Annotated in this window: 13 protein-coding genes; 6 read left to right on the top strand and 7 right to left on the bottom strand. The window is 63.5% G+C overall.

Annotated features, from left to right (window positions below):
- Nucleotides 1–13: 13 nt before the first annotated feature.
- Nucleotides 14–1474 carry an IMP dehydrogenase gene (guaB, locus tag QZ613_RS09355; protein ID WP_043564817.1) on the bottom strand — a complete coding sequence of 487 codons (1461 nt, stop codon included), beginning with the start codon at nucleotides 1472–1474 and terminating at the stop codon, nucleotides 14–16.
- Between the two features lie 62 nt (nucleotides 1475–1536).
- Between guaB and QZ613_RS09350 the strand changes: the two genes are divergently transcribed.
- The gene (locus QZ613_RS09350) at nucleotides 1537–1980 is read left to right on the top strand and encodes a DUF4124 domain-containing protein (protein ID WP_043564815.1); all 444 of its coding nucleotides are present in this window, start codon (nucleotides 1537–1539) and stop codon (nucleotides 1978–1980) included.
- Nucleotides 1981–2048: 68 nt separating this feature from the next.
- Here the strand turns inward: QZ613_RS09350 and QZ613_RS09345 are convergent, their stop codons facing one another.
- Nucleotides 2049–2363: an RnfH family protein gene (locus QZ613_RS09345; RefSeq protein ID WP_291982089.1), complete on the bottom strand. Its 315-nt coding sequence runs from the start codon at nucleotides 2361–2363 to the stop codon at nucleotides 2049–2051.
- Nucleotides 2356–2799: a type II toxin-antitoxin system RatA family toxin gene (locus QZ613_RS09340; protein WP_043564811.1), complete on the bottom strand. Its 444-nt coding sequence runs from the start codon at nucleotides 2797–2799 to the stop codon at nucleotides 2356–2358. Before QZ613_RS09340 ends, QZ613_RS09345 begins: the two co-directional genes overlap by 8 nt.
- Nucleotides 2800–2877: 78 nt before the next feature.
- Between QZ613_RS09340 and smpB the strand changes: the two genes are divergently transcribed.
- Nucleotides 2878–3324, top strand: coding sequence for an SsrA-binding protein SmpB (gene smpB, locus QZ613_RS09335; protein WP_043564809.1), 447 nt, complete (start codon nucleotides 2878–2880; stop codon nucleotides 3322–3324).
- A 275-nt stretch (nucleotides 3325–3599) separates the two neighbouring features.
- On the opposite strand, the gene QZ613_RS09330 is transcribed toward smpB, so the two are convergent.
- Nucleotides 3600–4352, bottom strand: a complete 753-nt coding sequence (locus tag QZ613_RS09330) for an FCD domain-containing protein (RefSeq protein WP_043569554.1) — start codon at nucleotides 4350–4352, stop codon at nucleotides 3600–3602.
- 266 nt (nucleotides 4353–4618) lie between these two features.
- Between QZ613_RS09330 and QZ613_RS09325 the strand changes: the two genes are divergently transcribed.
- The 4 genes from QZ613_RS09325 (at nucleotide 4619) to QZ613_RS09310 (ending at nucleotide 9521) form a co-directional block, all read left to right on the top strand.
- Nucleotides 4619–5401, top strand: a complete 783-nt coding sequence (locus QZ613_RS09325) for a (Fe-S)-binding protein (RefSeq protein WP_291865355.1) — start codon at nucleotides 4619–4621, stop codon at nucleotides 5399–5401.
- Nucleotides 5398–6075, top strand: coding sequence for a lactate utilization protein (locus tag QZ613_RS09320; RefSeq protein WP_291982087.1), 678 nt, complete (start codon nucleotides 5398–5400; stop codon nucleotides 6073–6075). Before QZ613_RS09325 ends, QZ613_RS09320 begins: the two co-directional genes overlap by 4 nt.
- Nucleotides 6072–7511, top strand: coding sequence for a LutB/LldF family L-lactate oxidation iron-sulfur protein (locus tag QZ613_RS09315; RefSeq protein WP_043569546.1), 1440 nt, complete (start codon nucleotides 6072–6074; stop codon nucleotides 7509–7511). The genes QZ613_RS09320 and QZ613_RS09315 overlap by 4 nt, the downstream gene beginning before the upstream one ends.
- Before the next feature lie 204 nt (nucleotides 7512–7715).
- Nucleotides 7716–9521: an SLC13 family permease gene (locus QZ613_RS09310; RefSeq protein ID WP_043569544.1), complete on the top strand. Its 1806-nt coding sequence runs from the start codon at nucleotides 7716–7718 to the stop codon at nucleotides 9519–9521.
- Nucleotides 9522–10010: 489 nt separating this feature from the next.
- On the opposite strand, the gene QZ613_RS09305 is transcribed toward QZ613_RS09310, so the two are convergent.
- From QZ613_RS09305 to QZ613_RS09295, 3 genes are all read right to left on the bottom strand, one after another.
- Nucleotides 10011–11252 (bottom strand): nidogen-like domain-containing protein, encoded by a 1242-nt coding sequence (locus QZ613_RS09305; protein WP_291865364.1) that lies wholly within the window; start codon nucleotides 11250–11252, stop codon nucleotides 10011–10013.
- A gap of 545 nt (nucleotides 11253–11797) precedes the next feature.
- Nucleotides 11798–13210: an aspartate ammonia-lyase gene (gene aspA / locus QZ613_RS09300; RefSeq protein ID WP_043569541.1), complete on the bottom strand. Its 1413-nt coding sequence runs from the start codon at nucleotides 13208–13210 to the stop codon at nucleotides 11798–11800.
- Between the two features lie 129 nt (nucleotides 13211–13339).
- Nucleotides 13340–14242, bottom strand: a complete 903-nt coding sequence (locus QZ613_RS09295; RefSeq protein WP_043569540.1) for a LysR substrate-binding domain-containing protein — start codon at nucleotides 14240–14242, stop codon at nucleotides 13340–13342.
- Nucleotides 14243–14287: the final 45 nt, after the last annotated feature.

Genomic DNA, 14287 nt, shown 5'->3' with positions numbered 1-14287 from the left:
CGTCGATCGATGCTCAATCGACGTGGTAGTTGGGGGCTTCCTTGGTGATCTGTACGTCATGGACGTGCGACTCGCGGACGCCGGCGGAAGTGATCTGGACGAAGGTCGCCCGCTCGTGCATTTCGGCGATCGTCCGGCAGCCGAGGTAGCCCATCGACGAGCGCAGGCCGCCCATCAGCTGATGAATGACTGCCAGCACCGAACCCTTGTAGGGAACGCGGCCCTCGATGCCTTCGGGGACCAGCTTGTCGACGTTGGCGGTTTCTTCCTGGAAATAGCGGTCGGCAGCGCCGGCGGCCATGGCTCCGATCGAGCCCATGCCGCGGTAGGACTTGTACGATCGTCCCTGGAAAAGCTCGACCTCGCCGGGCGCTTCCTCGGTGCCGGCGAAGAGGCCACCGAGCATGACGGCGTTGCCGCCGGCGGCAATCGCCTTCGAGATGTCGCCCGAATAGCGTATGCCGCCGTCGGCGATCATCGGCACGCCGCAGTCCTTGAGGGCGTCGTGGACGTTCTGGATGGCGGTGATCTGCGGGACGCCGACGCCGGCGACGATGCGCGTGGTGCAGATCGAGCCCGGGCCGATTCCCACCTTGACGCCGTCGGCACCGTGGTCGACCATCGCCAGCGCGGCTTCCGCGGTGGCGATGTTGCCGCCGATGACCTCGACGTCGGGGAAGTTCTTCTTGATCCACTTGACGCGGTCGAGCACGCCCTGCGAATGGCCGTGCGCGGTATCGACGACGAGGACATCGACGCCCGCTTCGGCGAGCAGTTCGACGCGTTCTTCGGTGCCCGGGCCGACCCCGACGGCGGCGCCGGCACGCAGACGCCCGGAGGCGTCCTTGCTGGCGTTCGGGTGTTCGGTGGTCTTGATGATGTCCTTGACGGTGATCAGGCCGCGCAGTTCGAAAGCGTCGTTGACGACCACCACGCGTTCGAGACGATGCTTGTGGATCACCGCCTTGCCTTCCTCGACGGTGGCCCCTTCGGGAACGGTCACCAGCCGACTCTGCGGCGTCATGATGTTGCTCACCGGTTGGTCGAGATTGGTTTCGAAACGCAGGTCGCGGTTGGTCACGATGCCGACGACGACCCGGCCGTCGAGCACCGGCACGCCAGAGATCTTGTGCAGGCTGGTGAGCGCGAGCACGTCACGCACCGACATTTTCGGGGAAACGGTAATCGGGTCCTTGAGGATTCCCGATTCGAAACGCTTGACCTTGGCGACTTCGGCCGCTTGCGCCTTGGGCGTGAGGTTCTTGTGTACGATTCCGATGCCGCCTTCCTGCGCCAGGGCGATGGCCAGGCGCGCCTCGGTGACCGTGTCCATGGCCGCCGAGACGAGCGGCAGATCGAGGCTGATGTTGCGCGTCAGACGCGTTTTGAGCGTCACGTCGCGGGGCATTACGGAAGAATGGGCGGGAACGAGGAGTACATCGTCGAACGTCAGCGCCCGTTGGATTAAACGCATAGCCTTTGATCCGAGGTCACAAAAACGTATTATACAGCGTGCTCCCTTACCGCTGACCGCCCATGAAGCGCATTGCTCTTGCTGCCGCCACGCTGCTTGCCGCCTTCGCCGCGCAGGCACAGATCTATCAATGGCAGGATGAAAACAACAAGACGGTGATTTCCGACCGACCGCCGCTTGGGAAGGTCAAGGGCGAGCGGCAAATCGAAGCCGAGGCACCGGCGGCAGCCGGCGCAAACGGCAAGACGCTGGCGGACCGCGAGATGGACTTTCGCAAGCGGCAGAAGGAAGCCCGGGAAGGCGCCGAAGAGGCCGAAAAGGAGCGGCTCGTCGCTGCGCAGAAGAAGGAACACTGCGACGAGGCGCGTCGCTCGCTGCAGATGCTGGAGTCGGGCGAGCGCGTGGCGATGCGTGACAGCAGGGGCGAACGCTACTTCCTGGATGACGCCCAGCGCGCGCAGGAGATCGTCAAGCTGCGCCAGGACGTGCAGGCCAACTGCCGCTGAGCGAAAGACGCGCGAAACACGCACAAGAGACGCACAAAACGGCAGAAAACCACGGCAAGTGAGGACGGCTACTCGCCCTCGCCAGCGCCTTTTTTCATGACCTTGCCTTCGGCGGCGCGTTGCTTGCGCACTTCTTTCGGATCGGCGATCAGCGGCCGGTAGATCTCGACGCGGTCCTGATCGCGCAGCACGGCGTCGGCTTTGCTGAGTTTGCCGAAAATGCCGATCTTGTTCCTGGCGAGGTCGATTTCCGGATGCTTTTGTAGCAAGCCCGAAGCGTCAATCGCCTCCCGCACGGTGCTGCCTGCCGGTAGCTGCAGCTTGACCAGCTGCTGCTTGTCCGGCAAGGCGTAGATCACGTCGATGGCGAGCAGTTCAGGCATGGGGCAAGCCGTGAACTTCGTTGGCGCGTTTCACGAAGGCATCGACGAAGGTGTTGGCGATCTGGCTGAACACCGGACCAATGACTTTTTCGAACATCTTGCTGGAAAACTCGTACGACAGCTGGAACTCGATCTTGCACGCGTAGTCGGCCAGCGGCTTGAAGCGCCACAGACCGTCAAGGCGACGGAACGGGCCATCGACGAGGCGGATTCTCATCCACTGTGGCGACTCCTTGTCGTTCTCGGTGGTGAAGTGCGAGCTGACATTGCGGTAGCTGATGTGCAGGGTGGCGACCGTTTTCTGCTCGTCGCGAAACTCGCAGCGCGTCTGGCTACACCACGGCAAAAACATCGGATAGTCCTCGACGCGGTCGACGAGGTCGAACATCTGCTGCGATGAACGTTCGATCAACACCGATTTCTTGACCATGGCCATCCCCTGCCGTACTCCGTCAATCCTGTAGAATCAAACATTCTAGCATTCCACACCTTCAATTTCCCGAGAAAAGGCACCATGAGCATCGTCGCCAACAAGAAGGCTTTTCATGACTACTTCATAGAAGAGAAGGTCGAGGCGGGCTTGGTTCTGGAAGGCTGGGAAGTGAAGGCGATTCGCGCTGGCCGGGCGAGTATCAAGGAGGCCTATGTCGTCGTCCGCAATGGCGAGGTTTTCCTCTTCGGAATGCACATTACGCCGCTGATGGAGGCGTCGACCCACGTCAAGCCGGACGCGGTGCGCACCCGCAAGCTGCTCCTGCACGCCAAACAGGTCAGCAGGATGATCGGCCAGGTCGAGCGGGCGGGATATACGCTGTTGCCGCTCGACCTGCATTTTCAGCGCGGGCGTATCAAGGTCGAGATTGGTCTCGCCAAGGGCAAGAAGCAATACGACAAGCGGGAAGCCGACAAGGACCGCGATTGGGTGCGTGAAAAGGCGCGCCTGATGCGCGCCAAGGTCTAGTCTCGTGCCGCCTTCCTGATGCGGCTCTTGGCAACTGCTGAAAGCAGTGCGAAAACCCTGTGGTGGCTGGAATTCGCAGGGTCCATGCCGGGGCGGCCCTCGTAGTCACCCCTGGCGCTCGTGCCCCACACCCCGTCATTGCGAGGAGGCGAAGCCGACGCGGCAATCCAGAGGTCTTGCTCTTCGCGTCGTCGATGCGGCGGAAAATAGTAAGAGGATGGAACTGGATTGCCGCGTCGGGCGCGCCTCCTCGCGATGACGAGCGTGTTGCCACCTTAACTGAAGTGGCGCAGGGAGCGCTGCTGTCGCTGCTCCGAATCGGCAGCTTCCTCGAGTCGCTGGCGGACGAAGGCGATGTGTGTCTGCGCCGCCAGGCGGGCGGTTTCCGGTTGGCGGGCGCGAATCGCGTCGCGGATGGCCAGATGCTGCGCCATCAGTTGCCGCCCGGTCTCCGCGCTGACCGCGATCTCGCGAAGATTGCGTCGTACATGCTCGTGCAGCAGTCGCAGGACACTCCCCACCAGATGACCGAAAAGCACGTTGTGCGCCGACTCGGCAATGGTCAGGTGAAAAGCGACATCGGCAGCGACCTGCGCATGGCGGTCGTCACTGCCGTAGGCGGCGTCAAGTTTCGCGTACGCCTGTTCGAGACGTTCCAGGTCGCTCTCGGTTGCCCGTCGCGCGGCCAGTTCGGCGGCCGACGCCTCGATCAGGTAGCGGAATTCAAGGACATCTTCCTGCAGGCAGGGGTGTTGATCGATCAGTTGCTGCCAGGGATCCGCGAAGCTGGCTTCGAGCCTGTCGGTGACATAGGTGCCGCCGCCGTGGCGGCTGACGAGCAGGTCGCGCGAGACGAGCTTCTTGATGGCTTCGCGCAGTGACGGGCGCGAGACACCCAGTTCGATGGCCAGTTCGCGTTCGGCGGGCAGGCGGTCGCCGGGTTTCAGGGAGCCCTCGAGAATGCGCGTCTCGATCTGATGGGCGACGGCATCCGGGATGCGCGGGAGTGTGAGCTTGGCATAATTCATGTTAGTTTGTCGGGGTCCTTGGCGCGCGCGCCAGAATTGTTTCAGGTGAGCAGTGGTCTTACCAATTCTCTCCCTGGCGAAGTCTGAGAATATTTTGCTGGCCTCTTCGCTTTGCCAATCAGATCAGGCAAGTGTAACGTCAAAGGCTGGAGCAGGGGTGTGCAACGGCACGAAAATGGCGGTAGATTGACAAAAGCGCGGGGCGCAATTAGAGTGGTGTGAAATTGGTCTTACCACTTTGTTGGGCAATGGCAGAGGAGACGAGCATGAACACAACAGGCAGCCGCCACTATCCGGATAAGCCGGCCAAGGTCTACCTTTTTGGCACCTGTCTGATCGACATGTTTTGTCCGGAAGCGGGCATGAATGCCGTCCACCTGCTCGAGCGCGAGGGAATCGAGGTGCTTTTTCCGGCCGACCAGACCTGCTGCGGGCAGCCGGCGCACAGTAGCGGCTTTCCCGAACAGGCGCGCGCCGTCGCCCTGGCGCAGTTGCAGCTCTTTCCGGAACCCTGGCCAGTGATCGTTCCCTCCGGTTCCTGCGCGGGCACCATGCGCCACCACTATCCGGAGATGTTTGCCGACGATGCGCGCCTGCACGCGCAGGCCAGCGCGCTCGCCGAGCGGGTTTTCGAGCTCAGCGAGTTCCTGGTGCAGGTCGCCAGGGTCAGTCTGACTGATCGGGGTGGGCCGGCACGTGTTGCATTGCACACCTCATGCGCGGCGCGGCGCGAGATGGGTACGCACGAGCACGGGCGCGAACTGCTGGCGCAGCTGGCGGCGGTGGAAGTGGTGATCCACGAACACGAATCGGAGTGTTGCGGTTTCGGCGGCACCTTCTCGCTGAAACACCCGGCGATCTCTTCGGCGATGGCTGGCGACAAGGTCGACGCGCTCAAGGAGACCGGTGCCGAGACTTTCCTGTCCGCCGATTGCGGCTGCATGCTCAGCCTGAACCACACCTTGCAGAAACGGCGGGACGGTTTTCAAGGCCAGCACCTGGCGACTTTCCTGTGGCAGAGGACGGGCGGCGAAGGGGGGCAGCGATGAGCGCGCGTGACAACATCCTGCGCCGGCTGCGCGCCGCGCCGCAAGGCGAGGCGCCGCTGGCGCCCGACGTGTCTGCTTTCTACGCGGCGGTCAACGCCTCGGCGCCGCCCAGCACGCGGGCGTCGAGAATCGAGCTGTTCTGCGAGAAAATGGCTTTCTGGCGCGGCGAGGTCGTCCGCGTGAGACGCGCCAACTGGCCGCAAGAGCTGCGCCAGATCTGTGTAGAAAAGGGCGTGCGCTCGCTCCTCCACGGCGAAGCGAGCGTGCACGCCGAAGCGCTGAAGGCAGCCGGCATCGCCGGGCTCAAGCCTTACGATCGCCCGCTCGGCGAGTGGAAGAAGGAGCTCTTCGAAGACACCGACGCCGGCTTCACCTCGACCCGCGGCGGTATCGCCGAAACCGGCACGCTGATCGTTTGGCCGGACGCCAGCGAGCCGCGGTTGATGTCGCTGGTACCGCCGATCCATTTCGCGCTGCTCGACGCCGACCAGCTTCACGACACGCTCTTCGACGCCATGCACGCGCAGCGCTGGAGCGACGGCATGCCGACCAATGCGCTGCTCGTTTCCGGTCCGTCGAAGACCGCCGACATCCAGGTCACCCTGGCCTACGGCGCGCACGGTCCGAAGGAGCTGGTGGTGCTCTTGCTGGTCAATGGGGAGGAAATGCAATGAACAGCCAGCCGCTCGATTTCGTCCCGGCCAGCGAGTTCAAGCAGCGTGCTGCCGACGCCGTCGCCGACGACCACCTGCGCAAGAGCTTCCGCGGCGCGATGGACTTCCTGATCGGCAAGCGTGCCGCCCAGTTTCCCGATGCCGCGGCGCTCGAAAGCCAGCGCTCGCTCGCCGAGCACATCCGCAAGTACAGCCTGGCGCGGCTGCCCGAACTGCTCGAACAGCTCGAGCGCAAGCTGACCGACAACGGTGTGCAGGTGCACTGGGCCGAGACTGGCGAAGAAGCCTGCGCGATCATCGTCGGCATCGCCCAGCGTCACTCGACGAAGCTGATGGTCAAGGGCAAGTCGATGGTCAGCGAGGAGGTCGAGCTCAACCACGCCATGGCCGACGCCGGTATCGACGCGCTGGAGAGCGACATGGGCGAGTACATCGTCCAGCTCGACGGCGAGAAGCCCTCGCACATCATCATGCCGGCAATCCACAAGACCAAGCAGCAGATCGCCCGCCTGTTCGCCGACAAGGTGCCCGGCGCCGGCTACACCGAATCGGTCGACGAGCTGATCGGCATCGGCCGCGCCGTGCTGCGCGAGAAGTTCATGAGCGCCGAGGTCGGCCTGTCCGGCGTCAATTTCGCCGTCGCCGAAACCGGTACCCTGTGCCTGGTCGAAAACGAGGGCAACGGGCGCATGTGCACCACCGTTCCCGAGGTGCATATTGCGATCACCGGCATCGAGAAAGTGGTCGACAAGCTCGACCACGTACCGCCGCTGTTCGGCCTGCTGACCCGCTCGGCGACCGGGCAGGCGATCACCACCTACTTCAACATGATCAGTGGTCCGCGCAAGCCGGGCGAGAAGGACGGCCCCGGCGAGATGCACCTGGTGCTGGTCGACAATGGGCGCACGCAGGCCTACAGCGACGAACAGCTGCGCTCGACGCTGCAGTGCATCCGCTGCGGCGCGTGCATGAACCATTGCCCGGTGTATACGCGCATTGGCGGCCACGCCTACGGCACGACCTATCCCGGTCCGATCGGCGAAATCATCTCGCCGCACATGCTCGGACTGAATGCCACCCACGTCCTGCCGACCGCGTCCAGTCTCTGCGGTGCCTGCGGCGAGGTCTGCCCGGTGCGCATCCCGATTCCCGAGCTGCTGGTCCGCCTGCGCGAGGAGGCGCAGCACGATGCGCGTCCCGGACACGCACCGCTGCGCGGTCAGGGCGCCGCCAAGAGCCGCCTGGTCGATGCCGTGTGGTCGGGGTGGGCAGCCCTGTACACGCGCCCGGCGCTGTATCGGGCCTTCGGCTGGCTGGCGACGCGTTTCCGTGCGCTGACCCCGCCGATGCAGGGCGGCTGGACAGTCAGCCGCACGCCGATGAAGCCGGCAGCGCGAACGCTGCACGAGCTGATGGCGGCGAGAAGAAAACGGTGACGCGGTCGCTCGGCGCCGGCCGATGTACCGGCGCACGCGCAGGCGGCCCGCACAGCGCGGTGGCGGTGCCGCTCCGGTGATCTCCGGTCGCGGCGAATAGACTGAGAACGCATAACCGGCGAACTTTTTATTCTTTTGCAGTCTTTGGAGTTTGCGCTACCTTGGCGCGCCCGGTTCGTCTCCATCTATTGCAAAGACCCGTCGATGCCGCTTCCCGAGTCCCTCCACGCCGTGATCGTCGGCCTGACCCTGATCGCCCTGTTTGCGTGTTTCGTACGCGAATGGCTGAAGCCGGATATCGCGGTGATGAGCGCAGTGGCCCTGCTCATGGCCCTCGGCCTGCTGTCTCCGAAGCAGGTGCTCAGCGTCTTCAGCAACAGCGCGCCGATTACCATTGCCTGCCTGTTCATCATCAGCGGGGCGCTGAGCAAGACCGGTTGCGTCGATCGTCTCGGTGACTGGCTGGGGGCGATGGCCGGCCGCAGCGAGCGTCGGCTGCTGTTGGCCATGCTCGCCGTGGGTTTGCTGGTGTCGCCGTTCATCAACAATACGCCGGTGGTGATGGTGATGATTCCGGCGGTGATCTCGATCGCCGGGCGATACGGCGTCGCGCCATCGCGGCTGCTCATTCCGCTCTCGTACGCGACCATTCTCGGCGGCATGATCACCATGGTCGGGACCTCGACCAACATCCTCGTCGATGGCGTTGCGCGTCAGCAGGGGCTCGCGCCGTTCCGGATGTTCGAGGTCAGTGCTCCGGCCATCGTCATTGCCTTGATCGCCTGTGCCTTGATTCTCTGGCTGGCGCCGCGCTTCCTGCCCGCGCGCGAAACGCTGACGCAGCAGTTCACCGGCAGCGGCGACCGCCTGTTCATGAGCGAGCTGTTCGTGCCCGAGGGCTCGCACCTGGCCGGACAAACCCTGCACGAGGCGCGCCTGGCCAACGGCACGATCAAGGTGCTGAAGCTGTTTCGCGGCGACGACGAGTGCTCCGCGCCATCGCCAGAGACCGCACTGATGGTCGGCGACCGCCTGGTGGTTCACAGCCGCAGCAGTGCGATGATGGATCTGCGCAGCAGTACCGATCTGATGGGGGTACAGGCGCAGGTGACCGATCGGCATGACCTGGAAACGCTGCGCCGGCGTGGCGTGTTGATGGTCGAGGCGATCGTCGGCCAGACCTCACGCTATGTCCTGCGCCCGATCCGCGACCTCGACCTCGCCGCCCGCTACGGCATCCACCTGGTCGCCGTGCATCGCAAGAACGCCTCGATTGCCGACATCGGCGACGACTTTCAACTGCAGTTCGGCGATGTCCTGCTCGTCGAAGGAACGCTGGCTCAGGTCAAGCGCTTCTGCGAGAACGGCGATCTGTTTGCCATCACCGAGGGGCACGCACCGGCGAACAATCATCGCCAGGCACCGATTGCGCTGGCCACCATCGTTGGCGTGATGACGCTGGCGGCGTTCAACGTGATGCCGATCGAAGGGCTGGCGATCATCGGCGCGGTGGTCGTCGTGGCGACCGGTTGCCTGCGCGCCGACGAGGCCTACAAGTCGATCGAGTGGCCGATTCTGGTGCTCATTTTCGGCATGTTGGCATTGAGCATCGCCATGCACGGTTCCGGGCTCGACCGATTGCTGGCCAGCGCGCTGGTCGACGTCGGCGGTGGTTTGTCGCCGTGGATGATGCTCTCGCTGGTGTTTCTGATCACCTCGATAGCCACCGAGTTCATCAGCAATAATGCCGTGGCGGTGTTGTTCACGCCGATCGTGATCGGCATCGCCGAGCATCTGGGCGTCGATCCGCGCCCCTTCGTCGTCGCCGTGATGTTTGCCGCCAGCGCCAGCTTCGCAACGCCGATCGGTTACCAAACCAATACCCTGGTCTACACCGCCGGCAATTACCGCTTCACCGATTTCGCCCGCCTCGGCATCCCGCTCAATCTGCTGGTCTGGCTTACGGCGAGCGTGCTGATCCCCATTTTCTGGCCGCTGACGGCGGTTTGAGCGAAGGCGCTGGTGTAGTGTTTCATTCTTGATGCGACTTTTGCGACTGCTGAAAGCAGGGCGAAAACCCCGTGGTGGCTGAAATTCGCATGCTCCGCCGGGGCGGCCCTCGTCGCCACCCCCGGCGCTCATGCCCCACACACCGCCATTGCGAGGAGGCGAAGCCGACGCGGTAATCCAGAGGTTTTGCTGTTCGCGTGGTCGATGCGGTGGAAGATAGCAAGAGGATGGAACTGGATTGCCGCGTCGGCTGCGCCTCCTCGCAATGACGAGCGGGCTGACGTGTTGCCGCCTTTCCCGACGAGACTCTCAGCAAGCCAGACAGCAGCGCGCAACCCCTGTGGTGGCTGGGATGTCCATGTTCCACCCAGCGTGCAACACTACATCAGCGCCCTTCGCCCGTTTCGCTTGCGCTTCGTTCGCTTGCTTTCCGTCAGGCGAAAAAAAGCCGACGCTGGGCGTCGGCTTTTCCGTGTTGCGATGAAGCGATCAGGCAGTCTTGCGGCGGCGCGAGGCACCCAGACCCGCCAGGGCAAGGCCCAGCAAGGCGAGTGAAGCCGGCTCCGGAATCTGGGTACCCGGGATGTTGGTCGTCACGGCGTTCTGGCTCATCTGAACGTTGCCGGTACTGGCGAAGGTCAGGCCGGTGACGAAAGCCAGGGGATCCAGGGGGTCGAGCATGGCGCTGGTTTCGATCCCGAGAATACGGAAGCGATCGACACCGAGACCGCCGAAGAAATGCTCGATTCCGGCGGCGAGGACCCCGTCGAGCAACCAGTTGCTGCCGTCCCACAGATAGAGGTCAAAGAGGCCATCGCCGATATTTGGCAGCAAGACCGACGCGAACAGCGGGCCGGAGCTGACCAGGTAGTCGTAGCCGGTGGCGACGATCGGGTCAATGAAGATGCGCTGATTCAAGACGATGTTGAAGTTGAAGTCCCAGCCGTTCGCAGTGGCCACCGGCAAGAGCGGGTTGCTGGCGCTTGATCCGTTGGGCGGCGTGCCGCCATCGCGAAAAGCGAAGGTCCACAATCCCGGCGAGGCGAGAGCAACGTTGCTGGTGTTGACCAGTTGCAGAACGTCGTTGGTGAACGAACCCGGCAAGGCGAAGAAGTTGGTGCCGTCGCCGGCGTCAAAGCCCGCCTGTGCCGGGGTACCGCCGAGTCCGGCGACGCCGCCGCTCGCGCTGCCGGTGGTCCATTGCAGGATGTTGTAGCGGAAGTCGGCATCGAAATTGCCGGCGCCCGTCTCGGCCCGGTTGCGCAGGACGAGCTGGAAGTCATTGATCTTGTCGACGTTCCGGTTGTAGTAGCCCACCTGGTCCCAGGTGACGACCACGGTATTCGCATTGGGCGAAGCGACATAAACGTTGTTGCTGAAAGGAGGGCCGCCGGTCTGGCCGCGGGTGTCAACGTCTGCCCAAAACGGCGCGATCATCGGCTGGTTCGAGATCGGGAAGGCCTGGGGGGTGAATGAGCCTACCTGAGAATTGAAGGTGATGTTGCCGTTGTTGTTGATATAGAACTGGTTGTAATTATTGCCGAAGAAATTGACGTCGAAGGGCAGGTTGATCAAGTTCGACGAGCCGTCATCGTTGGCCAGCATGGCGAGATCGCCGTAATTGCGATCGCCGCCGAAGCCGTTCAACAGCGGCACGGCGAGTGCGCCTTGCGTTCCGGCCGCCATCAGCAGGGCTGCAATGGCGAGTTTCTTGATGCTTGGGGTTTTCATGGTGCCTCCTTGGCTGGATCATGGGCAACGCCGAAACGGGTCTTCAGCGGTGGTGATTTTCTGAGGTGGATGCTCCGCGGGCGGGGCATAAACGCAGTTTCTGCATGAGAATACAAAGCATAAGTCGTGCCAGTTTATGTCGAGATTCACTATTCATTGAAAAACAAGGTCTTGAAAGGTGCGTGTGGGAATCCGCCCGTGGTCGTGTACCGCGGGCTGTAAAATTTTCCGACAAATCAGGGAAAATAATCGACTCAGGTCGCGTGCACGGCACGGCATTTTTCGGGCGGGGCGTGAAAGATTTCCTGTTTTTTTGCGCGCGAAGGTGGCGGCGTGCGGCCAGGGCGGCCAGGGCGGGAACGAGCAGGCGCCGCTACTCGGCCAGAGCGGCGCGAAAGCGGCGGCTGCGGAGCGGTCGGCAGGGTGGCGGCGAGCACAGGGCCGGCGCCGGAACGAGGCGAGCATCGCCCCGCTGCCGGAATCTCCGGGTGCCGCCGCGATCGCGGGCGATGATCAGAGGCGCGGGCGCACCGGGTGCGCCGCTTTCAGTCGCCGCTGACGCGGGGTGCGGTAAGGACGTCGGGGCGCAAGGCCCTTTCGAGTTCCTCGCGCGTCATCAGGCCTTTCTCCAGCACCAGCTCGGTGACGCTGCGACCGCTGCGCAGGGCCTCGCGCGCCACCCAGGTGGCGTTCTGGTAGCCAATGTGGGGATTCAGCGCGGTGGCCAGTCCGGCCGAACTGCGTACCCGCTCGGCGAGCAGTTCGCGGTTGGCGGTAATCCCCTTGATGCAGTTCTCGGTGAGCGTCCGGCAGCCGGCGGCGAGGTGCTCGATGCTCTTGAACAGCGAGTGGCCGATGATCGGTTCGAAGGCGTTGAGCTGCAGTTGCCCGCCTTCGGAAGCCATGGTGATGGTGACATCGTTACCGATGACTTCGAAGGCAATCTGGTTGACCACCTCGGGGATGATCGGGTTGACCTTGCCCGGCATGATCGACGAGCCGGCGGCCCGCTCGGGAAGGTTGATTTCGTTCAGCCCGGCTTGCGGTCCGCTGGAGAGCAGGCGCAGGTCGTTGCACACTTTCGAGAGCTTGCAGGCGACGCGTTTCAGAACGCCTGAGAGCTGCACGAAGGAGCCGGTGTCCTGGGTCGCCTCGATGAGGTTGTGCGCGGGAACCAGGCGTACGCCGGCGAATTCGGAGAGCAGTTTGGTCGCCAGCTTGGCATAGCGGATGTCGGTGTTGATCCCCGTACCGATCGCCGTTGCCCCGAGGTTGACCTCCTGCACCAGCGCGATGGCCTCGTGCAGGCGCGTACTGTCTTCCGCGATCATCACCGCATAGGTCATGAATTCCTGGCCGAGGGTCATCGGCACGGCGTCCTGCAGCTGGGTGCGTCCCATTTTCAGCACGTCGGCGAACTCGTTGGCCTTGGCCTCGAAAGCGTCGCGCAGCGCGCTCATGGCGTCCAGCAGGTCCTTGATGGCAAAGACGATGGCCAGCTTGAGGGTGGTCGGGTACACGTCGTTGGTGCTCTGCGCCATGTTGACGTGGTTGAGCGGGTGCAGCTCTTCGTAGTCGCCCTTGGCGCGGCCCAGTTTCTCAAGGGCGAGGTTGGCGATGACCTCGTTGGCGTTCATGTTGGTCGAGGTGCCCGCGCCGCCCTGAATGACATCGACAACGAACTGATCGTGGTGCTTTCCGGCCTCGATATCCTTGCACGCGGCCATGATGACGTCGGCGCGCCGGTCGTCGAGGTGGCCGAGTTTCTGGTTGGCGCGCGCGGCCGCGCGCTTGACGAGCGCTATGGCGCGTATGAGTTCGGGATAGCTGCTGATCGTCCGGCCGCTGATCGGGAAGTTTTCAATGGCGCGCAGCGTATGGATACCCCAATAGACGTCGGCGGGGACTTCACGGTCACCGAGCAGATCGTGTTCGGTGCGAGTCATGGAAGAGGGCATGGTAGGGTTCCGGTTGAGAGAACGGGTTATTGTCGTCTGCAGAGCGCCTCGGGGTGATGCTGTTTGCGAATTGTCGATGCTGCATCTGCATGGGGCGTTCGACAGGGAAATGTCCGGCCGGTTCGGCCATCAGCGCGCCGCCGCGCCGACGCAGACGTTCCAGATGCGTTCGACCTCGGGACGGCTGAGCTCGGCCTGGCGATAGAGCGAGATCCCCAGTTGCGCCGTGTGGCGGTCGTCGCCCGCGTGCACAAGGGAGCCGGCGGCAAGTTCGTTACGCACGGCGAGTTCGGGGATCCAGGCGATTCCTGCGCCGGCCAGGACGCCGCTCTTGAGCACGTCGGACATCGAGCACTCGTAGCGAAAATCCAGCCTTGCTGCGAGATCCTCGCGATCGATCACCGACGCCGTAAGGCGGCCGAGGTAGCTGCTGCTCGGATAGCAGAGATACGGGAGTGTCGCCTTGCCGGTCAGGGCATAACGCGCAGAGCCATTACTTTCCGGCGCACTGACGGGTACCAGCCGCTCGCTGGCCAGCGGCGCGGAGGGGTAGCGGTTCATCTGGGCCAGCGTCGGCAGTGCAGCACTGCTGTACGCCAGCATCAGGTCGCAGTGTCCGGTGAGCAAGGCTTCGATGCAGCCGGCGACGTTATCGGCAATGACCCGCGCCTTGATTGCCCCTGTGCTGGCCTGCAACCCGGCGTGCCAGTCAGCGAAGAAGCTGACGGCGATGGTGTGTGAGGCAGCGATGGAGACGATTTCCCCGGACTTTGGCATCAGCCCTTGCGCCTCCTCGCGCCCGTTGCGCAGGTTGTCCAGAGTCTCCTGGGCCGTCTTGCGGAAGGCGTCTCCGGCCGGAGTAAGGCTGATCGGAAAGAGGCTTCGATCGATGAGCACGGCGCCGACCCAGTATTCGAGATTGCGGATTCGCCGACTGAACGCTGGCTGAGTGACGTTGCGCAACTCGGCCGCGCGCGAGAAATTGCGGGTAATCGACAGGGTCAGGAAATCTTCCAGCCAGTTTATTTCCATGCAATTCTCCGTTTATTCTCCGCCGCTCTTGGCGTCACATCCGAG

The organism is Candidatus Accumulibacter sp. ACC005, assembly GCF_907163215.1.
GTDB lineage: Bacteria > Pseudomonadota > Gammaproteobacteria > Burkholderiales > Rhodocyclaceae > Accumulibacter > Accumulibacter regalis.
Note: the sequence above shows the minus strand (reverse complement) of the source record. Positions and strands in the feature narration are given on the sequence as shown.

Bases quoted from the DNA above. Each gene is read 5' to 3' on its own strand.
- QZ613_RS09315 (WP_043569546.1), top strand. From the start codon at position 6,072: ATGAACAGCCAGCCGCTCGATTTCGTCCCGGCCAGCGAGTTCAAGCAG.
- QZ613_RS09350 (WP_043564815.1), top strand. From the start codon at position 1,537: ATGAAGCGCATTGCTCTTGCTGCCGCCACGCTGCTTGCCGCCTTCGCC.
- QZ613_RS09330 (WP_043569554.1), bottom strand. From the start codon at position 4,352: ATGAATTATGCCAAGCTCACACTCCCGCGCATCCCGGATGCCGTCGCC.
- QZ613_RS09305 (WP_291865364.1), bottom strand. From the start codon at position 11,252: ATGAAAACCCCAAGCATCAAGAAACTCGCCATTGCAGCCCTGCTGATG.
- aspA (WP_043569541.1), bottom strand. From the start codon at position 13,210: ATGCCCTCTTCCATGACTCGCACCGAACACGATCTGCTCGGTGACCGT.
- QZ613_RS09320 (WP_291982087.1), top strand. From the start codon at position 5,398: ATGAGCGCGCGTGACAACATCCTGCGCCGGCTGCGCGCCGCGCCGCAA.
- smpB (WP_043564809.1), top strand. From the start codon at position 2,878: ATGAGCATCGTCGCCAACAAGAAGGCTTTTCATGACTACTTCATAGAA.
- QZ613_RS09310 (WP_043569544.1), top strand. From the start codon at position 7,716: ATGCCGCTTCCCGAGTCCCTCCACGCCGTGATCGTCGGCCTGACCCTG.
- guaB (WP_043564817.1), bottom strand. From the start codon at position 1,474: ATGCGTTTAATCCAACGGGCGCTGACGTTCGACGATGTACTCCTCGTT.
- QZ613_RS09295 (WP_043569540.1), bottom strand. From the start codon at position 14,242: ATGGAAATAAACTGGCTGGAAGATTTCCTGACCCTGTCGATTACCCGC.
- QZ613_RS09325 (WP_291865355.1), top strand. From the start codon at position 4,619: ATGAACACAACAGGCAGCCGCCACTATCCGGATAAGCCGGCCAAGGTC.
- QZ613_RS09345 (WP_291982089.1), bottom strand. From the start codon at position 2,363: ATGCCTGAACTGCTCGCCATCGACGTGATCTACGCCTTGCCGGACAAG.
- QZ613_RS09340 (WP_043564811.1), bottom strand. From the start codon at position 2,799: ATGGCCATGGTCAAGAAATCGGTGTTGATCGAACGTTCATCGCAGCAG.